Raw genomic sequence first — 21,073 nt, forward strand, 5'->3', positions numbered from 1 at the left:
GGTGGTTTAGAGGGTGTTTCTCAAAGATCAGTGTAGATCATTTGGAAAGCACAACAATACTATTGTTCCTGCAGGCGCATCATTTTCATATAGATCCTCGATTTCCACTTTAAATTCCTTCATTCTTGCATCGATATTGAGCAATTCCAACCTAGCTTCAATATTGGACATTGCAATCGATTTGTACTTTTTTGGATTGTTCTTTTCAGCCTGCTTTCTGCCGATTCCATTGTCGGTAATGATACAGTGAACTCTATCGTCCTGTTCTTTGAGACTCAATGTCAATTTACCCATACGATCTACCTTTCGTAAGCCATGGATTATGGCATTTTCCAAATACGGTTGAATGATCATGGGTGGAACCATGATGTCCTGAAACTCGTCAATTTCCAGAATGATTTCAAAATCAAATGAATTGTTGAACCTTGTCCGCTCCAATTTTAAATAGGTTTCCAGAAAACGCAGTTCTTCCACTAATGTAATGTATGGTACTAATGAATTTTCAAGGTTTTGACGCATTAAACCAGCGAACTCGGATACATAATCTATGGCTTTATCTGTTTCATTGGATAAAATGAATTCTTGGATAGAAGAAAGTGCATTGAATATAAAATGTGGATTCATTTGTGAAGACAGCATGTTCATTCGTGCCTGAAGGGCCTCATCACGTTCATTTTTAATCTGGTTCAAATGAAATCGAGAAGCAGAAATAACCGATGAAACACGAACTTTAAGAACCAAATGGTTAATGGGTTTCCTTATATAGTCCTGTGCGCCCAAGTCAAAACATTTGGTCAGGGTAGTATCTTCATCTTCCCCTGTAATTATGATAACAGGAAGATTGTGGTATTTGGGATGTTTCCTAATTTCCTTCAACAAATCATAACCACTGATTCCAGGTAGATTTACATCCAGCAAAACTAGGTCAAAATCTTGTCTGTCCAGTCGTTGGAAGAGAAACTCACCTTTAGGTATAAAGGAGATGTCAAATCCCTCTTCGGCCAATATATGATTGACTTGTTCCAACACTTGGCGGTTATCGTCCACCACCAAAATTTTAGCAAAGTTATTGGGCATTTATAGTATTTGATAAAAGTATTCTCAATCCTTCATCATCACCCGAATAAATTGCTTCTTCAAGTTTGTTGAATTCATCTGGGGGTAAGATCGAATTTAGCGGTTCGGCTGCAACAACCAATTTTTCAGTTTCAAAAATTGGTAGTCGATTAAGCAAATTGAACGATTTGTTCAGTATTTGTATTTCTTCTTTGTTTAATATTTTAGTTACTTGTTGCTTATCTTCAATCTCCACAAACAGGTATTTTTTCAATACCCTAACCAGTTCAGATACCTGAATTGGTTTGGTTAGATAATCACAGAATCCTGAATTAAGCGCTATTTCCCTGTGTTCCGTAAAGGCATTTGCGGAAAGACCAATTATAGGGGTTTTATTGTTCATTTTTCGAATTCGCTTTACGGTTTCGAAACCATCCAAATTGGGCATATGTATGTCCATGAAAACAATCTCAGGATTATACTTTTCGGTGATTTTGATTCCAGATTCCCCATCTTTGGCCAACATGATTTCGGATCCCAACTCAGCGAATAAGGCCCTGATCATTTCCTGGTTCATGGCATTGTCTTCAACCACCAGGATTTTTTTGTTGGGCGGAATCTTGAAATCTGCCAAGGATGTCTCTTTGTCCTCGACCCAAGAATTCTTGGCTTGCTCATAGGGCAGGTAAATCTTAAATGAAGTTCCATGGTCCAATTGACTTGTAACTTCAATTTTGCCATTCAGCAATTCTATCAAATTTTTGGTAATGGTCAATCCCAATCCAGTTCCACCAAATTTGCGATCAATTCCGGCATCAGCCTGTATAAAGGGATTGAAGATTTGTTGCAACTGATTTTCCGGGATGCCAATTCCTTCATCCTCAACGGTAAAAACAATAAAGGATTTTTCAAGTTTCGCATCAACATAAACGTTCTTTTTTTCTGGCGTAAACTTGATGGCATTGCCAATTATGTTCATCAAAATCTGTTTAAGCTTACTGCCATCCGTATGGATGTATTTAGGAAGGTTGGAGCGGAAATTACACATTAGATTTACTTCCTTTGATTTACCCAAACCCTTATTGATACGGCACACGGAAGTCACCATTTGGTTTAAATTGATGTCCTCTTTGGTAATTGTAAATTTACCGGCTTCAATTTTGGACAAATCCAGAATATCATTGATCACTTCTGAAAGTGATTCGGCACTTTGGTGAATGTTATTCAAGTATCTTTCAAATTTCTGGGTCAAATTCAAATCTTTGCCTTGGTTCAATAAAATTTGAGTGAAACCTACAATTGCATTGAGAGGTGTTCTTATTTCATGACTCATATTGGCAAGAAATTGTGATTTCGCCTTGTTGGAACTGTCTGCGTCGTTTTTTGCGAAGAGAAGCTTTCTTTCAGCTTCTTTTCGCATTTCTATTTCTTGTTGTAGATGTTTTGTTCGTTGCTTTATTCGCTCTTCCAGGGCAACATTCACCTTTGCTAGCTCTTCTTGGGAAATGGCCAACTTTTTGTTCAGGGCCATAGCTTTTTCGAATAGTACGGAATTTGTTATGGAAATAGCAGCTTGGGAAGCAATTACCCGCAATACTTCTAGATCACCTTCGGCAAAAAGTCCGGGAACCTGACGATTTTCGAGATAAACCATTCCAACAAGATCATTCTGTTTCAACAAGGGCAACAAAACCAACGAGGCTATTTGCTTGGATTTGAAGTAACTTTCCTTTTGGGAACAGATTTGGTCAACATTGTTGATTTTAATTTCTTTAACGTTGGTTATTGCATGTTCTATAAGGTTTGTGGGGAGGTCATGGAAAGACTCCAATTCAAGTTTTTGGAAATTATCCTTTTTGTGGTCTTTGGTGTCTATAAGCGCCTCTACATGTGGTATTTTATTTTTTATGAGAACTAGAGCGCCCTTATCAGCACCCGCATTCTCCATGACAATGGTTAAAAGACGTTGCACTAATTTGTCCAAATTAACTTCCGCGGATATAGCCTGAGTAGCCTTTATTAAGCTTTGAGCGTCAAAGCTTGCCATGGGTTTTTTATCAAGCCTTTCACCACGTGTCATCTTCAGACCTTGGAAATCTGAATTGACAAAATCCTTGGGCTTTGATACGTCTTCAAAGGCCATCTCTTGCATACGGGATTTTAGAAAGCCATACTTTCTATCAGGTAATAAGGTGCTCCCCAATTTGAATATCAGAGCGCGGATGGTTTTTAGATTTCCATCTTCTGACCAACGGAGGGAATCCTCAAGATGGAGCACGGCCGACTCGTAGTTGTGGCGGCTGCAACTTATCAAAAACTCCACCATCATTGTTTCCGCCCTAAAATTCTCTTGTGAACTATTGCACCAACCCCGTAATCTAGCCTGACGCTTATCTATGTTGTCTAGAAATGCTTCAGAAGGATTATTTTCCAGCATTAACTCACAAACCGATTTTAAAATCTCATTTCTAAAATAATGTGGCTGTGAAGTGGCATAGAGAATGAACTTTTCATTCAATTTAATTTGTTCATAAGCCTCGTCATATTTTCCTAGAAGACAATAAACCAAGCATTTGTGTACATAGTGTTCGGCCAGCTCGGCAAATAGCTTGTTTTCCAATAGAAAGTCAATGGCATCTTGCTCAATTGCTTTGTTCCACTTTGAATCGCCATTGTGAAGTAACTGAAGGTTATTCTCAAAAAGTGAGATTTGGAAATTAATATTTCTTTGGTACAAACTTGATAGAAAATTCGTCGCTTTCGAAGACTTGATGAGGTATTCGGAAAAAGCCGAATCGGATAACATCTGGTTCCTCAACTTAATTTTTAAAAAGGCGTATGTACACGCCATATCCCCGGAATCCATACAGAGCGATGTCCAATTATCTAAATCAGGGTGGATTGTGTCAAATGAGCTTCTAAAATGCCCAATAAGATTGTAAAAAATTGAAATCGTGCGGGATTTATACCTGTCAGATTTTAGCTTCTCGGCAAGAGTAACGCCTTCATTTGCGAATTTCAGCCCTAGATCAAACTTACCATATCTGGAAATCAACAGCGATCCCAGATGTACCAGTGCTAATGATGTGGAATCGGTAACTCCTTTTTTGAGTGAATGATTGACCATTTTCAGCACAATCAAGGGGTACAGGTCTTGGTTGTTAAATAGTGCAGAAGAAGACATATTGGCCAGTACTTCCATGAAGATCAGATCATCTTGATCTTCAATATGTTCTGTAGGAACAAGCTCATTTATCGGTAACTGCTCTATCATTGCGCTTAGCGAAAGATATTCACGTTGAATGAGTGATTCCAGGATGCCGTTGTTAAAGATATCTTTTGTCCCTTTTCCCAATAGCTCAAGGGCCTTCAGTCCTGCATTTATATTATCCTCATAATGTGCATGAACTTCATAAAATTTCATGCACATCAGCAAGGTCTCTACTTCTTGTAAAACATTTCTTGCTTCGGCCATGGCCTTTTTGGCAAGGGTATTTCCCTTAGCCATGTCATCTAATAGAAATTGGGTTTTCGCAAGACCCAGTAGTAATGCAAATCGATGTTTGGAAATATTGAATTGTCGACTCAGGGATAAACCAAAACTCAAATAGGCATTAGCTGTAATGGGGGAATTGGAATCATTTGCAGCATCCGCGGCTTTAATGACATATTCAAGGGCTTGAAGAGCGGTATTTTTGGAGTAAAGCCCCTTCGCCTTCATGAGATGATCAACGAGTTGATTTAACTCCAGCGAACTTTGGGTTTTACCCTTGGCAATTTTGTATTGAGCAATATTGAAATGTAATTCTTCAGGATTCAAGTCAAATCCAGGAATATCCAAGAATAATGCAACCTGCTGGATTTTAGTATGATTAAAAGCAAAAGTCCCCTTGGATGAATCAACTTTGGATAGTAAGCCTGCTTGATACAGGATTTCCAAAAGAAGATGAACAATCTTTTCTGGAAACCCACAAATTTCAACGAGCAATGGAATATCAAAAACCCCATTGTTATAGGCTGCTACCTTAAGTAAAACTTGTGCCTGATAAGATTGCAACGCAATTTGGGATTCTATTATAGGTACTACATTTTCTGCTACCTCTAGCTCCTTCACCTTTATGAATTCAAAATCCCACCTATGGGCCTTATGGTCGAAAGTGAGAACCTTTTGGTCATAAATAAGCTTTAGGAAATGATTTATATAATATGGATTTCCACGGGTCTTCTCAAAGATTACCTCGGCAAGTTGATTGATGTTTTTACCTTTTTCGGACAGCGTTTTGCCGACTATTCGTTTGACAGCTGGTTTAGTGAGTGATTTTAGCCGAATAGTGGCCGTCAAACTCTCGGTGTCTTCCAATTCTTTTTGTAATTGTAGCAAGGGATGATTTTCATCGATGTCGTTCGGATTATATGCCAAGACAAACATGACCCTGGATAAGGAGGCGCCCATCAAATAGCTAACCAATCTTAGGGAAGGTAGATCTGCCCAGTGTGCGTCATCTAAAAAAATTACACGCTTCAGACTAAGCGAATCTAAGACACGACAATATCTTGCAAAAACATTTATGAACCTATTCTGGGTTTCTATGGGATCTAACCTTTCTGGGGGAGGTATCTTCCCTATTAGTTCCTCTAGGTCGGGCATAACATCATAAAGAAGGGACAGATCGGAACCCAATCCTTCTTTAAAAGCCTCCGCAAGTTCCTTATGGCCGCACCCAGATTGTATGAAGATCCTTTGGACGACATTTTGAAAGGCTGTTTGAAACCCTAGATATGCAGGTGTGTAGTATTTATCAAACTTTCCGAATGAAAACAGGACACCGGGACCAACAATGTTTTCAGCAAAGGCCTTGCCAAAACTCGATTTGCCCATTCCCTCACCTCCTTCAACGAAAACAACTCCAGACGCCCCATTTTTTACATCATTGTAAACGGAAACCAATTTTTCCAACTCCTCCTGTCGCTCACAATAAACCTGATCTAGCTTTAAAACACCTGGATTATAATCCAAACTCAATTTTATATTACCTCTACGGTTTCCTGATCGGTTCAATTCTTTAATGTTGCTTAAATCCTTAATAATACCCAATGCGGAATGATATCTTTCGGAAGGATTCTTGCGTAACATTCCGGAAATAATCTTAAAAATACCTGTTTCGCTCCAGGGACAATCATTGGAAGCTTGGTAGCTTTTGGTGAGATGTTGATGCATTATTGCTTGACCGTCTGATCCGTCGACAAAGTAATTTCCCGTCAACCAATAATTTAGCAATATCCCTAGGCCATAAAAATCTGCTCTTTGATCAGGAATGTGATTGGTCCTTGAATTAAATTCTGGTGCAGCATATCGATATACTGATTTGCCATATTCTGTAACATTTAAGCTGTCGTATTTTTTTCTGATGGCACCAAGTCCTGTGATAATAAGATTTCCATTTCCATCAGGCAAAAAACGTTCTTCGTTCAATAATCCAAAGCAATAGCCTGCTTGGTGGACGGCCGAAATTGATTTGGAAATGGTCAAAGCCAACTCCAAAAAGTATTTAAATTCAGATTTGTTCTTAGGTGGAGAGAATGCATTTGTTTTGTACGTAGGTATGGAATAGGAAATCTCACCGCTCTCTTTGATCGTTATATCCTGAATGGAACAGTAATCAAAAAAACCAAGTTTCCTCAGGACCTCTATGGCATGTGGCTCAATTTCTTCATTTAAACGCTCTACAACAAAATACCTATTGGACAGGTCGTCTTTCTTAAGGTCCACATACAAAGATTTTGACGCTATCATTGGGAATAATTTAATCTTCAATGTAGTGAATTTATGTGAAAACATGGTTACTTTAAGAAGCTTAACAGCTACGTTAAGAAGATCTTTTTTGACGAATTATTATTTCATTTCAACTCGATTTTCAAAGACTCCTAAGAAGTTTTACGCTTATTAGAAAAATGCCTACGCTTAAACACTTCAGCTAGTAACGCCACGATTGTTAAACTAGTTTTGGGTCAACGAACAATAGTCAAGGAACTCAATAAAATCAGTAACCATGGAATATGTAAAGAAACTTAAGGAAATTATAGAGGTGAAGCAAAGCGTAAGAAAATTGGCCCATAAAAAGAGCGTATTTCTTTTTCTGATAAGCAATAGGAATAGTCAGTTGGAATCCGATGCAAACAAGGATTATCAATTTCTTTTTCACTTGGAAGTTTTGGATGATACTGTTGTTGAAGGGCCATTGGTGATAGGTATGTACAATGGCGTATTTGGAAAGATGAATCTAGATATGGAGTATGATAGTTTTCAAAAGCAGTCCTTTTTGGATGATGCATTGAGCAATCAACTGGCCATTTACTTGACACAAGAGCTCTTATACAGACCAAGTGAAGATAAATGGTATTTGGAGAATATGGTTGTCACCATGGCCGATTATTTGGTGAAACAGATTTCAAGGAGCCTGGCCAAAAATGATGGGCATAAAATGGGTATAACACCATTTCAAATGCAAAAATTAAAACATCATATCATAGAAAATATGGATCATCAGATTAGCACCACTGATTTGGCGTCCTTGGTAAAGTTAAGTGTGCATCATTTCATTAGAATGTTCAAGCGGACTACTGGTGAGACTCCACAACAGTTTGCGAAACGGTTGAAGATGCAACGCGCTAAGGAGCTACTGCTGTACTCTGAAGATAACATCATACAAGTGGGTATGGGCATAGGTTGTGATAATGCCAGTCATTTTACGCAATTGTTCAAAAGTAGCTACGGTATCACCCCGTTGAAGTTTAGGAAAGCACATCGGCAAATGACCCGTGCTGCTTCTTAATTATGAAGTTCAAATTCTAATTCTGTGAAAATGAAATACCAAGGAAACTACAATGAGTTGAATGAGAAAAAATTCAAAATGGTCAATGTCCATGAAGATTTTGCGCCACTTATGAAACGTATTAAGAGACATATTGAAGAATCGAGATTCGATTGTATCATTTGCTTGAATTAACATTGACGGGAAACACCCCATAAAATCAGTATAGATCAATAATCGAAATCAAAATCCAATCATGAAAATCAAAGAACTACTTGCAACAATTCCATTTAATCACCGGGTATTGGATTTATTCCGTAATCAAATAAAAAGCACACCTGAGGTCAGCAGTCACAATACCAATTATTGTGATTCCGGTAATCAAATAGATTATTACTGCGATGAGAATGGATGGTTTATTTGAAACCAGAAGTATCCGTTTTTATGTGACCTTATCATAAAACTTCACGCTCTAGCTTTAATGGGATTCTCTTCTTTTCCCAAAAATCACCTTTGGATCGTTCCTTGGGTGATTTCTTATTTTAATTTGAAACTATTGAAATCTCTAAACACCGCAATTAAGAAGCAAACATGGAACATCTCAGCTAAGATTGCACAAATTCAGCTATTTGCTGAGGCTACTTTTGGGTTAAATAACAATGGGATTACTAGATGACATCTTCCTCAACGCGAATAAAATGTCGTTCTATAATCCATCGAAAAATTAAATGAACATTTAACGCAAAATCAAAAAAAATGAAAAGTAAGATTACAAAAACTCTTTTATTGTTAGCTGTATTAATAAGTTCAAGCTACAAGCTCAGTGCGCAAATCCCGGATCCAGGATTCAAAGTGGATAAAACTACCGCAATTGTTATAACGGATCCACAAAATGACTTCTTAAGTCCAGATGGAGTAACATGGGGTGTAATTGGAGAAAGTGTTATGAAGAACAAAACCGTGGAAAACTTGGAAACATTGTTCAAAATAGCAGAATCAAACGGTATAAAAGTATTTATTTCTCCCCACTATTATTACGAGCATGACCACAAATGGCAGTTTGAAGGAGCGCTTGAAAAATTAATGCATGATATAGGGATGTTTGATCGCGGAGATCAATTGAACAAAGAAGGTTTTGAAGGATCTGGAGCCGATTGGTTGCCGAGATATAAAAAGTATATTGAGAAAGATTTTGTAACTGTTGTTGGTCCTCACAAAGTCTATGGTCCTGAGCAAAATGATTTGTCCCTTCAGTTGAGAAAGCAAAAAATTGACAAAGTGGTATTGGCCGGAATGTCAGGTAACCTTTGTGTGGAATCCCATCTTCGAGAATTATTGGAAGACGGTTTTGAAGTAGCTGTTGTAAAGGACGCTACAGCTTCGGCTGTCGCTCCAGGTTTTGATGGCAATATAGCGGCCGAAATCAACTATAGGTTTGTTGCCAGCCATGTATATACTACTAAAGAGTTTGAATCGCTCTTTAAATAGGCTGTGCAATTGTGTTTAGTGTGTTGGGGCAGGGTGAAAACCCTGTCCTTGTGCATCATGGTGCACTAAGGTGGTTTAAAGAGAATTCTTTTGGGTGTATTCTGTAACATTGTTGCCATTGAATAGTTTCCGGATTAAATTCTTTATTGCTATGAAAAATAGTTCTCCCTTCTTTTTAGGTGTAATTATAATTTTTACAATTTTTTTTATAATGCTCATCCCTATCGATGTGTTTCTTTCCGATGGTTATTGGTCACCATTTCAGATTGAATATACATCGCTGGCTATCAAAATGTCATTGATTTTTATAGTGGCCATGATAGGGATAAAAAGGTTAAAACTTTTTTCCTTAGCTGGGTTGTCCCGAAACAACAAGTGGACTTCTAAGCTCCTAAATACAATACCCTTTTACCTATTTCTCATAGGTATTTCTTCTGTGATTGGTAAAGATTTATCAGGAATAAGTATAACTAATCTTTTATTATTGCTTTTCGCCTGTTTATCCGTTGGATTTGCGGAGGAATTTATGTTTAGAGGTTTTCTTCAACCATTTTTTATCCAAAAGTATGTATCAAAGAAAAATGGTCTTTTTAAAAGTATTATGTTTTCGGCAATGTTCTTTGGAGCTTCCCATCTAATTAACTTAATGGTCAATGACAATGTTCCACAAGTGCTAGGGCAATCAATTTATGCCATATTGATTGGCTTCTTCTTTGGAGTACTTTTATTGAAAACGAATAAATTGTTTCCTATAGCTATCACACATGGGCTCATCAATTTTTTCTTTTTGTTTAATTCACTTCCAAGTATAAAAAGCAGTATGCCAATAGACATTGAACCTCAAACGAACTCTACATTGGTTGAACAAATACAAGTGAGTTTGCTGCCTATCATTATGTTTTTGCCACTTTTCATTGTCGGTTTGTTGGTGTTTAAGAAAATTGACAAAGAAAAGATCCTAGACAAGTTAAATGGATAGAAAAACTGGCCATTGCGTAACCCTCCCTAAAAATTGGACAGGTTGGTATTTAGTCAATAATGTGGCATGTTAATTTTTCCTTTCGGGCACCAACTTTACCATTTTGGAGTCATATTATAGATTTATAACCATTTGATATTCAGTCTTTTTTGTTTTAGAGCGTAGCCTTCACCTCGCGCCAAGCATTATAAAATTGAATTAAAAGGCTATCTATCTCTTCAAACCTTAAACTATCATCCCTAGGCTCCGGGCTATCCAATCGTGTTTGAATGATAGAATGGCAGTATATTTTTAAGAGGGTGGCCCAAGATTTATTGATGTTTGAACATGGAGGAGTAAAGACCTGAATAGCCAAAGAAAATTCTACTTTACAACCTGTAACTTCAAATCGTATTCTTCAGATATCCTTTGGTTATAGAATGGGCTAATTGGTTTGAAATCACGTATTCGAACGTGTTTGCCATGAGCAATGACTTTATTTGTCACATACGCAAGAAAATCGGGTATGGGCAACAAAACCAAAATTGAACAACGAATTCAGGTAGTGGAAGTTTCCAAATTGGAAAGTAAAGTTCCATTTTATGCCAAGGTGAACACCATTGACCTAGTCGTGATCAAACACGAAAAAGGGATTTCAATACTTTATGGTAGATGCCATCACAGAGGTGCTTTGCTTGCGGATGGGTATATCGATGGAAAAAACCTGATATGTGGGTTACATGGATGGGACTATAGATACGAAACAGGCATTAGCGAATACAATAATGCTGAGCGACTTCACAAGTTTAGCGAAACTATAGAAAATGGTTTTCTATATGTTGATGCCAATGAAATTGATGAGTTTGAATGGAAACACCCCCAACCCTTTAATACAGACAAGTATCTAGGGTTATATGCGGACACAAACCCAGAATCCACGGAACCATATACATTACAGATAAAAGAGCTAGCTCAAAATGGACTGAAGAATATTGGACATCATGGCTTTTCGGCATCAATGGGCGTAGATCGTGATACTTTGCCCAAGTGGGAAAACCTACAGTTTTTACCGGCCCAGTTGGCTAGAAAACCATTGTTGGATGATGCTGAGGTTTCAACCAAGGTAATCATAGGTCCAAATGCAAATAGACCATTGGAACTGGATATTCCTTTGTTTGTAAGTGATATGAGTTTCGGAGCCTTATCCAGAGAAGCAAAGATTGCACTGGCCAAAGGGGCAGAAATGTCAGGTACGGGTATTTGTTCAGGAGAGGGGGGGATGTTGCCCGAAGAACAGCAAAACAATTCAAGGTATTTCTATGAACTGGCATCTGCCAAGTTTGGTTTTTCATGGGATAAGCTCAAACAAGTACAAGCCTTTCATTTTAAGGGAGGCCAAGGCGCAAAGACGGGAACAGGAGGGCATTTGCCGGGAAATAAAGTTAGCAAGGAAATAGCCAAAGTGAGGGGTTTGCAAGCGGGTGAAACGGCCATATCACCTTCAACATTTTCAGAATTTAATGGAGTCCAGGATTTCAGGAATTTTGCGGATAAGGTAAGACAACACACAGATGGAATCCCCATAGGATTTAAGATTGCGGCCAGCCATATAGAAGAAGACCTTCAGTTTGCCCTTGATGTAGGCGTGGACTATATCATATTGGATGGTAGGGGAGGCGGTACGGGTTCTGCCCCAACTATTTTAAGGGACAATATCAACATACCGACCATTCCGGCTTTGGCCAGGGCCAGAAAATATTTGGATCAAGCGAAAGCCACAGGAGTTTCCCTCATTATAACGGGTGGACTTCGGGTTGCGGATGATTTTGTAAAAGCCTTGATGTTGGGTGCCGATGCTATTGCCGTTTCCAATTCTGCATTGCAGGCAATCGGATGTTTGGGAATGCGGGCCTGTGGCACCAATAATTGCCCAGTGGGAATTGCCACGCAAAAAGAATCCCTCAGGGAACGGTTGATCATTGCCTCTTCAGCAAAACAATTGCACAACTTTTTTGATGCTTCAAACAGTTTGATTGAAGTAGTGGCCAGAGCATGTGGTTACGACGATATATCAAAATTCAACCAGGAGGATTTGACCACCTTCAATTGGGATATGCACAAGTTGACAGGAATAAAATACGCGGGAATCACGACACATGTTTGAGATAATAATTGGAATAGTGGCCTTGGCGGCATTGTTGAGCTTCATCAATGCAAAAGCACTTAAATTACCTGAAACCATTGGGGTAATGCTACTCTCCATTGCCGTTTCATTGTTTCTGGGAACTTCTTCATTTTTACACCGGACCACATTTGCGCAGATCTGCCAAATAGTGGATCAGATAGAGTTTAGGGAAATCCTGTTTGATTTTTTACTTGGGATATTGTTGTTCGCTGGATCAATCCATGTGGATTTAAGCTATTTGCTTAAACAAAAATTGCCAATAATGCTCTATGCAACCCTTGGGGTAATCCTTTCAACATTTCTGATAGGCACACTTTTTTATTATGTGACCTTAGGTGTGGGACATCCCATGGATTATTTGTTCTGTTTGGTTTTTGGTGCTTTGATTTCCCCAACCGATCCCGTAGCTGTGTTGGCCATTTTAAGAAAGGCCAACGCACCAAAAAGAACTGAGATAAAGGTAGTGGGGGAATCCCTTTTCAACGATGGGGTGGGGATAGTGGTTTTCCTGTCCATTTATTCCTTGGCCACTATGATGCAAGAGTTTGAGCTATCACACATTGTCAAAGAATTTTCCCTAGAGGCAGGCGGAGGAATACTTATGGGTGCATGTTTGGGTTTTTTGGGAAGGACATTGGTTCAAAAGGTGGTCTCGGAACCCATCATTGCTGTTCATATCTCCCTAGCAATCGTCTTGGGTGGTTATAGCCTCTCCTCATTGTTGCATGTGTCCGGGGCCCTTGCCATGGTTGTGGCAGGATTGATCATGGGACAGGGACTCAGTTTGGAAAAAACTCCGGAAAAACTCAAACAACATATGGGTATTTTTTGGAACGTATTGGATGAAATTTTCAATGCGGTGTTATTTGTTCTGATTGGCATCGAGGTCATTTCCTTAAAGTTTGAACTGGTTTATCTGCCTATTTCCATACTATCCATTTTGATTATAATCCTATCAAGATATGTTGTGATTTTTGTTTTGGAACCCTTTTTACCAAAGGCACAAAGAGCTGGCAAGAAAGAGAGAATGGTCCTTACCTGGGCTGGATTAAGAGGGGGAATATCCATTGCATTGGCATTGACCTTGCCCGAAAGCGAAATAAGGGATGCCATTGTTTTTACAACATACATTGTGGTAGTTTTTTCCATTGTGGTACAGGGCCTTACCATAGAAAAACTTCTTATGCGCACATATAAATAGAAAACAATGAAGAAAGAAATGGTTTGGCATAGAGTATTGGACAACAAGCGGGAGCTACCCGAAGGTAGGGTAAAAACGGTGACTGTGGACAACCGAGACCTATGCCTCACCCATTTCAAGGGAAAATTTTCCGCTTTGGATAACAAATGCCCACATCAAGGAGGGCCATTGGGAGAGGGTTCCATCGAAAATGGTATGCTAAGATGCCCTTGGCATGGTTGGGATTTTCATCCATGTACGGGAAAACCTCCAGGAGGCTTTGATGATGGTGTGGAAACTTTCGTGGTTAAGGAAGAAGGAAACCAAGTGTATGTTGCCATTGCTTCACAAAAGGAACATCAGCCAACCATTGCCGATGAGATGATGGAAACCATGGTGAATTGGGGAGTTGAGACTGTTTTTGGAATGGTTGGACACAGCAATCTAGGAGTAGCCGATGCTATGAAAAGGTTGGAACAAAAAGGAAAGCTGAAATATTATGGAATCCGACATGAAGGCGCGGCCGCATTTGCTGCATCCGGCTATGCAAAACTAACAGGTAAACCAGCTGCGTGTCTGGGAATAGCAGGTCCCGGGGCGACCAATATGTTTACGGGAATGTGGGATGCCAAAGTAGACCGTGCTCCCATGCTTGTGCTTTCAGGGCAAGTCGAAAATCAGGTTTTTGGAACGGGAGCTTTTCAAGAAGTCGATTTGGTAAGGGCATTCCAAACCGTTGCAGATTTCAATCACGCCGTTCAAGAAAATTCAAAACACAGCGAACTCATGTCCCTGGCCATCAAAAACGCATTGTTGAAAAGGGAAGTTTCGCACATTACATTTCCCGATGAGGTGGCATTTGCTCCTAAGCAATCCAATTATAGGCCCCAAAATCCTGATGGGAGAATAACACCGACCAATATTGGCCCACCCCGTCTAATGCTGGATAAAGCCATCAAAATGCTTGGGCAAAGCAGACGACCTGTGATCATAGTTGGGCATGGGGCACGGTTTCATATGGAGCAAATAATCCGTTTTGCCAAAATTTTGAAGTGCCCTGTAATTACAACCTTCAAAGGAAAGGGACAAATCCCTGACAATCATGAATTGGGTTGTGGCGTATTGGGCCGAAGTGGGACCCCGATTGCTTCATATTTTATGAATGAAAGTGATCTGATCTTGGTATTGGGGGCTTCTTTTTCCAACCACACAGGAATCACTCCTAAAAAACCACTGATCCAAATAGATTTTGATCCTATGGCTCTCAGCAAATTCCATAAGGTCGATGCCGCTTTGTGGGGAGAAATTTCAGAAACCCTCTCCTTGATAGAGGAACGCACCCAAAATGCCATCGATACGGTTGACCAAAGGCCAGAAATTGCACAGCGATGGTCTATTTGGAGAGAAGAAAAAGAAAGTAGACTTAAGGATAATCGTGGTCATGGCATAAGTTCCATTGCCGTGTTTGATGCCATGAACCGTATAACGCCCGAAGATGCCATAATTGCTGTTGATGTGGGAAACAACACCTATTCCTTTGGACGTTATTTTGAAGCCAAACAGCAATCGGTATTGATGTCGGGCTATCTTGGATCCATAGGTTTTTCGTTACCAGCGGCCATGGGGGCTTGGGCAGCGCAAGGAGATAAAAGACCCGTTTGGTCCGTTTCAGGTGACGGGGGATTTGCCCAATATATGGCAGAGATGATGACCTTGGTGAAATACAACATGAACATAAAGCATGTACTGTTGAACAATTCCGAACTGGGAAAAATCTCCAAGGAACAAAAAGCGGCCAATCTTCAGGTTTGGCAAACCGGACTCCACAATCTGAATTTTGCTGAATATGCAAAAAACTGTGGTGCTTTGGGAATTAGGGTTGAAGATAGAAAAGATTTGGAATCCGCAATGATACAGTTAAGGAACCACGATGGTCCTGGACTGTTGGATGTAAGATGCGATGTAAACCTTATATAAATGTTGGTCTTGATACATATAGTGTTGGTGATTTTGGCAATCTATTTTTGCATTGGGTTATGTTTTGGTATCTATTTTGTACTTGCCGGGGCGGCCAAAATAGACCCACTTATAAAGGAAAGCAAATTCAATGTTCGATTTTTGCTGGCACCGGGAAGCGTGGCCACTTGGCCCGTTTTGATGTTGAGACTACTTGGGAAATCAACAGGTGCCAAAGGGGTAAACTTGATTAAAACGCATCGAATCATCTGGTTGTCCATTGCAATCATTGTTCCCGGCCTATTGTTTTTATCCATAGAGAACCTAAGTTTTCAAAATATTGATGTACCAACTTCAGACAGACCACAAAGTGAGTATGAAAAAGTTTTGAAATCCAAGGAGAACAGATTCTTGATAGCATCAATTGTGCACGTTCAGGATAACAAGATGCAACTGGACGTGACAGTGAAAAAGTCTTTGGAGTATCCTACCCTGACCCTATACGCCATTGGAGAAAATGGAGATCGAAATAAACTGATTGGGCAAATTGGCTCAAAGGGAACATACCGCTTTACAATAGAAGATAATATAAATGGCATTTTACTTTATGATGCCCTTAAAAAGATAACAGTAACAAAATTTGAATTCTGATGGGACTGGACTATCAATTTGTATTGTGGAACAGAAATAAAAAGAGATATGACATCATCATTGTCTTTGGAATGTTGTTCTATCTCTTCCTGTTTACGGGTTTAACATTGATATTCAAGTCACAAACAACAATGGAAACCCTTTTGATACGCGCTTTTGGAACCTTGGCATTGCTGATGTTGCATATCATCTTGGCAATAGGGCCACTGTGTAGGTTGAATACAGCTTTTTTGCCCTTGTTATATAATCGACGGCATTTGGGGGTCAGTATGTTTTTGGCTGCGTTGGTTCATGGGGGATTTTCCTTGTTTCAATTCCATGCCTTGGGCAATACAAATCCAATTTACTCGCTTTTTACCTCAAACATGGATTATGGCTCACTCACCAATTTCCCGTTTCAGGTTATGGGCTTTTTTGCATTGCTCATTCTGTTTGCCATGGCGGCAACAAGTCATGATTTTTATTTGAAGAATCTTTCGCCCAAAATTTGGAAAGGACTACACCTAATGGTCTATATAGCATATGTTTTCATATTGTTCCATGTTTTCTTGGGAGCTTTTCAGCAAGAAACATCTGTACTTACCGTGTCTTTTATGGGATTGGGTTTTCTAAGCCTTGTTACCTTGCACATTATAACCGGAATCAGGGAAGCTGGAAAGGAAAAACAGGAATATGAAATCAATGTAGATCAATGGTTGAAGGTATGCCATGTGTCCGATATAAAAACGAACAGGGCTAAAATATGCACTATTGATAATGGGCCAGTGGCCATCTACAAATACGATGGAAAAATTTCCGCCATACATAATACCTGCAAACACCAGGGAGGCCCTCTTGGAGAGGGGAAGGTCATAGATGGATGCATTACCTGCCCATGGCATGGGTATCAGTATTTGCCTCATAACGGACAATCGCCACCACCTTTTACAGATAAGGTCCAAACCTATCAACTTAAACTGGAAAAAGGTATTATTTATTTAAACCCGAGAGCTTTGCAGGAAGGGACTTACGTGGAACCGATACAGATAGAAAAATGAGGGAAGATAAAGAGTTTTATGTGGGCTATTTTGATGAAATGGGCCCAAATACGAAAAGAAATATCAAGGGATTCATTGTGCTTGTGGTCTTGATAGTAGTATTCTGCGCCATGGTCTTTGGTTTGTCGCAGCGACCATTTGCGAACAGTACATTCGAATTTGGCTCTGATACCGAAATTACTGGGATTTACCATGAAATGCCCTATCCTATGTTACGTGTTGAAGTTGCCGAAAATGAATACAAGAACATCGTTCTTTTAGGTTTTGGCAAATCGAGCATAAACCCCTTTTTGAAAAAGATTAGAAGGAAGGGAACCCGACTTACGGGAAAGATTTTGACCATCAAAGGAAATTTGATCTATTATAACGGGAAAACCTTGATTCAACTTACCGATGAAGAAAATGTGAGCATTAAAAACCAGTTGTTTGTTTCAGAATTACCAATAAAGGATGAGATGGGCAGGGTTTCTTTTATGGGGGAAATTGTAGACCCCAAATGTTATTTTGGGGTAATGAAACCCGGTTATGGTAAAATTCACCGTAGTTGTGCTGTGCGGTGTATTTCTGGAGGTATTCCTCCGGTTTTAGCCACTAAGGATAATGAAGGGAACGATAGATATGTACTATTGACCGATTCCTCTGGAAACCCAATCAATGAAGCCATTTTAAACTACATTGGAAAACCCGCCAAAGTAACCGGTCACTTGGAAAGAATGGAGGATTGGGATTTTTTGCGTCTCAATACAGGTGACATTGAAGTTTTGGATCAAGAATCCGGAATTTACGTACAGTAAATCTTCAAAACAGTTACAATAAGGTAAACTTCTGAAATCCTAACGTAACCAACTGAAATAGAAAGAGATTATTTTTATATTTATGGGCATCTTGCGCTTTTTTGGGCAATCCATTTTTTTCTTTCTCTTTCATGAACATAGGAATTCAGAATATTGTACCTATCCTGATTGTCTTTCAGAGCACTCTTTTTGCGATTTACCTGTTCACCTATAAGGGCCCAAAAAAAGTCAGTAATCGAATCTTGGCTTTTTTCTTGGCTGTTCTTGCCCTACAGTTTCTTGCCCTTTTGAACCTAATGGGGCAGACCCGTTTGGAAGAAGTGTTTGCCATACGATGTATTTTTGGGTTTCTATATGGTCCACTCCTGTATTTGTACAGCAATTCCCTTATCTATGATTATTTTAAGCTAAAAAAAAAGGATGTAGTACATTTTATACCCGCCCTGGTCATTTTGGTGGCACCAATGCTGGGCCATTATCTATGTGATAGAGCAGTGCCCCTGATGTATGTCATTTTGATTGGCTATATACTATTTGCAATTGGGGAAATCATTTCCTACCGAAGAATTATGCTGCACACCCATTCTTCCATAGATCGGGTGGATTTGAGTTGGGTGATTTGGACGATGACTATTTTTTGTTCTGCACTTCTCATGGACATTGTCAGCCAATATTTGATTAACATTAATAGGGTATTAGATATACCACTAGTACATATTTTTGTGCTGTTCTTGGTGAACTGGATGTTCTATAAAGGATTGAAGCAGCCCCAGATATTTTCAGGCATTTCCAGAATAGATGAGATGATTGTGCGCCAGCGACTGGAAAAGGATGAAAAGGACATGGAGGGCATAGATCTGGAGATGGAAAGAATTGAAAAGTTTATGGAGTCAGATCAACCCTTTATTGACTCAGATTTATCCCTTAACGGGCTGGCCCATAAACTACAGATGCCAGCACGGAAATTGTCCAATGTCATCAATCATGGGTTTCAGAATAATTTTATGGGCTTCATCAATGATTACCGTATTGAATTGGCCAAGGAAAGGTTTGAAAATCAATCTGACCCCAAGGAGACCATATTGGAGGTGATGTTCGATGTAGGTTTTAATTCCAAATCCTCTTTCAATACCATTTTTAAGGAAAAGACCGGGTTGACACCTTCTGAGTACAAGAAAAAGGTTTCCTCTATATAGGTTCACTTTAATGAATTCTTAAATACCTACTCATTCCATCCCTTTCAATACGTTTGAATTCGTGTTTCCGAACGATTTACGGGCATTTATACCATTATTTTGCTTAATAAATAACTGTTGACCAAATAGCCATGATCAATAAAGTGACCCTTGAACATTTGAACCAGCTTAGAGGAATATTGGTACAGCTGACCGACGAACAATTTGCCGAAAAGCTATCTATAATGGAAGGTGCCTCGATTGGAAGCCATACTAGACATGTGCTCGAGTTCTATAACTGTTTGTTCAATGCCATTGAGCAAGGGGAGCTTTGTTACGATCGAAGACAGCGTGACAAGGAAATGGAAGTTAGTGTGAACAAGTGCATTTCGTCCATTGATGGCATATCTGAAATATTGCAATCAGGCCCAAAGGATTTTCAGCTTCTGCTCACTGCTGATTTTTCGTTAGATGAAGAATCTGGGCAAAAAATTGCCACGCAAACTACATACCACCGGGAATTGCTGTACAATATTGAACATATGGTACATCATTTGGCCATCATTCGGATAGGTGTTAAGTCCATGCCGTTTCCTGTTCATTTTGATGATACTGTGGGAGTGGCAGCATCAACCATTAGAAACAAAAAAATATGTGTACGGTAAGCTATGTTCCATTTAAGGAGGGGTATATTTTAACCTCAAACCGAGATGAAAATCCGCTAAGGGTCACCAAACTGCCCAATAAGATTGCTTTGGAAAACGGAACCACGATTACCACCCCTACAGATGTGGCTGGAGGTGGGTCTTGGATAGCATTTGATGAAACTGGGAGAGTAGCCTGTCTGTTGAACGGCGCATTTATAAGGCATATCCGCAAATCCCATTATCGGGAGAGTAGGGGCAGATATGTAATTGAAGCTTTTGAAAGAACTTCTTTTGAGGATTTTGCCCAATCTGCTTATTTGGAAGACATTGAACCCTTTACACTATTACTGATCGAACCGAAGAGAATACAAAAACTTATATGGGATGGGGACAAGAAATATCTATGGGAATTGTCTTCCGACTCGGTCCATCTATGGTCGTCGGCTACCCTGTATACTTCCAAGGATCAGCAGGAGAAAGAACATTACTTTATTAACACGCTCAATGACAATGGTATTGGAGAAGAACAGATTCTTCAAATACATGGAAGAGACCACAATACTCCATTCATTATAAATCGCCACAATGTTAAAACGGTTAGCATAACACAATTGGTTTACAATGGAGAGAAATCAAACTTGGAATATATTTTAAAAAAAGAACGTAATGAGAAAATTGTACCTACTAGCTTTCATCTTAGCTAGTTTTAATGGATTGTATGCACAAAAAACCGAGAAGAAGCACATTAACTATGAAAATGGGCTGGCTCTTCAGGGGTATGATGCTGTAAGTTATTTTATGGGAAAGCCCATGAAAGGAAAATCTGAATTTTTGGCAAACCATAATGGAGTCAAATACTTATTTGGAAGCGCTGAGAACCAAAAAAAATTTATGGAATCTCCAGAAAAATATCTCCCCAAATATGGGGGATGGTGTGCCTATGCTGTGGGAGCCAAAAATGAATTGGTGAACGTAAATCCCGAAACATTTAAGATCATCAATGGGGAGCTTTATCTTTTTTACAATGCCTATTTCAACAACACATTGAAGAAATGGAACGCAAATGAGAAAGAGCTTCAAACAAAAGCAGAGGAAAACTGGGAGCATATTTTCAAAGATGACCAATAATTAGAC

Annotated in this window: 15 protein-coding genes; 13 read left to right on the plus strand and 2 right to left on the minus strand. The window is 39.3% G+C overall.

Features of this window, described 5'->3' with window-relative positions; translation table 11 throughout:
* Positions 1–27 precede the first annotated feature (27 nt).
* Together J0X14_RS08095 and J0X14_RS08100 are read right to left on the minus strand one after the other, a co-directional pair.
* Positions 28–1,077, minus strand: a complete 1,050-nt coding sequence (locus J0X14_RS08095; protein ID WP_207097249.1) for a response regulator — start codon at positions 1,075–1,077, stop codon at positions 28–30.
* The gene (locus J0X14_RS08100) at positions 1,067–6,850 is read right to left on the minus strand and encodes an ATP-binding protein (RefSeq protein ID WP_207097250.1); all 5,784 of its coding nucleotides are present in this window, start codon (positions 6,848–6,850) and stop codon (positions 1,067–1,069) included. Before J0X14_RS08100 ends, J0X14_RS08095 begins: the two co-directional genes overlap by 11 nt.
* Before the next feature lie 256 nt (positions 6,851–7,106).
* Here J0X14_RS08100 and J0X14_RS08105 point away from each other — a divergent pair, with 256 nt between their 5' ends.
* The 13 genes from J0X14_RS08105 to J0X14_RS08165 all read left to right on the plus strand — a co-directional run bounded on the left by J0X14_RS08105 (position 7,107) and on the right by J0X14_RS08165 (position 21,067).
* Positions 7,107–7,889, plus strand: a complete 783-nt coding sequence (locus tag J0X14_RS08105) for a helix-turn-helix domain-containing protein (protein ID WP_207097251.1) — start codon at positions 7,107–7,109, stop codon at positions 7,887–7,889.
* Between the two features lie 735 nt (positions 7,890–8,624).
* On the plus strand, positions 8,625–9,356 hold the full coding sequence (locus J0X14_RS08110; protein ID WP_207097252.1) for a cysteine hydrolase: 732 nt from the start codon (positions 8,625–8,627) through the stop codon (positions 9,354–9,356).
* A 151-nt stretch (positions 9,357–9,507) separates the two neighbouring features.
* Complete coding sequence (locus J0X14_RS08115) at positions 9,508–10,335, plus strand: CPBP family intramembrane glutamic endopeptidase (protein ID WP_207097253.1); 828 nt, start codon at positions 9,508–9,510, stop codon at positions 10,333–10,335.
* Between the two features lie 505 nt (positions 10,336–10,840).
* Positions 10,841–12,478: a glutamate synthase-related protein gene (locus tag J0X14_RS08120; RefSeq protein WP_207097254.1), complete on the plus strand. Its 1,638-nt coding sequence runs from the start codon at positions 10,841–10,843 to the stop codon at positions 12,476–12,478.
* Positions 12,471–13,700, plus strand: a complete 1,230-nt coding sequence (locus J0X14_RS08125) for a cation:proton antiporter (RefSeq protein WP_207097255.1) — start codon at positions 12,471–12,473, stop codon at positions 13,698–13,700. The genes J0X14_RS08120 and J0X14_RS08125 overlap by 8 nt, the downstream gene beginning before the upstream one ends.
* Positions 13,701–13,706: 6 nt before the next feature.
* The gene (locus tag J0X14_RS08130) at positions 13,707–15,656 is read left to right on the plus strand and encodes a thiamine pyrophosphate-dependent enzyme (RefSeq protein WP_207097256.1); all 1,950 of its coding nucleotides are present in this window, start codon (positions 13,707–13,709) and stop codon (positions 15,654–15,656) included.
* Positions 15,657–16,286, plus strand: a complete 630-nt coding sequence (locus tag J0X14_RS08135; protein WP_207097257.1) for a hypothetical protein — start codon at positions 15,657–15,659, stop codon at positions 16,284–16,286. It begins immediately after the preceding gene.
* A complete protein-coding gene (locus tag J0X14_RS08140) occupies positions 16,286–17,323 on the plus strand; it encodes a Rieske 2Fe-2S domain-containing protein (protein WP_207097258.1) in 1,038 nt (345 codons plus the stop codon). Before J0X14_RS08135 ends, J0X14_RS08140 begins: the two co-directional genes overlap by 1 nt.
* Entirely contained in the window at positions 17,320–18,117 is a 798-nt protein-coding gene (locus tag J0X14_RS08145; RefSeq protein WP_207097259.1) for a hypothetical protein, read from the plus strand. Before J0X14_RS08140 ends, J0X14_RS08145 begins: the two co-directional genes overlap by 4 nt.
* Before the next feature lie 131 nt (positions 18,118–18,248).
* Complete coding sequence (locus tag J0X14_RS08150; protein WP_207097260.1) at positions 18,249–19,313, plus strand: helix-turn-helix domain-containing protein; 1,065 nt, start codon at positions 18,249–18,251, stop codon at positions 19,311–19,313.
* Between the two features lie 131 nt (positions 19,314–19,444).
* Positions 19,445–19,957: a hypothetical protein gene (locus J0X14_RS08155; RefSeq protein WP_207097261.1), complete on the plus strand. Its 513-nt coding sequence runs from the start codon at positions 19,445–19,447 to the stop codon at positions 19,955–19,957.
* On the plus strand, positions 19,945–20,643 hold the full coding sequence (locus J0X14_RS08160) for an NRDE family protein (protein ID WP_207097262.1): 699 nt from the start codon (positions 19,945–19,947) through the stop codon (positions 20,641–20,643). The genes J0X14_RS08155 and J0X14_RS08160 overlap by 13 nt, the downstream gene beginning before the upstream one ends.
* A complete protein-coding gene (locus J0X14_RS08165) occupies positions 20,606–21,067 on the plus strand; it encodes a YHS domain-containing (seleno)protein (protein WP_207097263.1) in 462 nt (153 codons plus the stop codon). The genes J0X14_RS08160 and J0X14_RS08165 overlap by 38 nt, the downstream gene beginning before the upstream one ends.
* The last annotated feature ends 6 nt before the right edge of the window (positions 21,068–21,073 follow it).

It is taken from the genome of Allomuricauda sp. CAU 1633, from assembly GCF_017313225.1.
In the GTDB taxonomy this organism is placed as follows: Bacteria; Bacteroidota; Bacteroidia; order Flavobacteriales; family Flavobacteriaceae; genus Flagellimonas.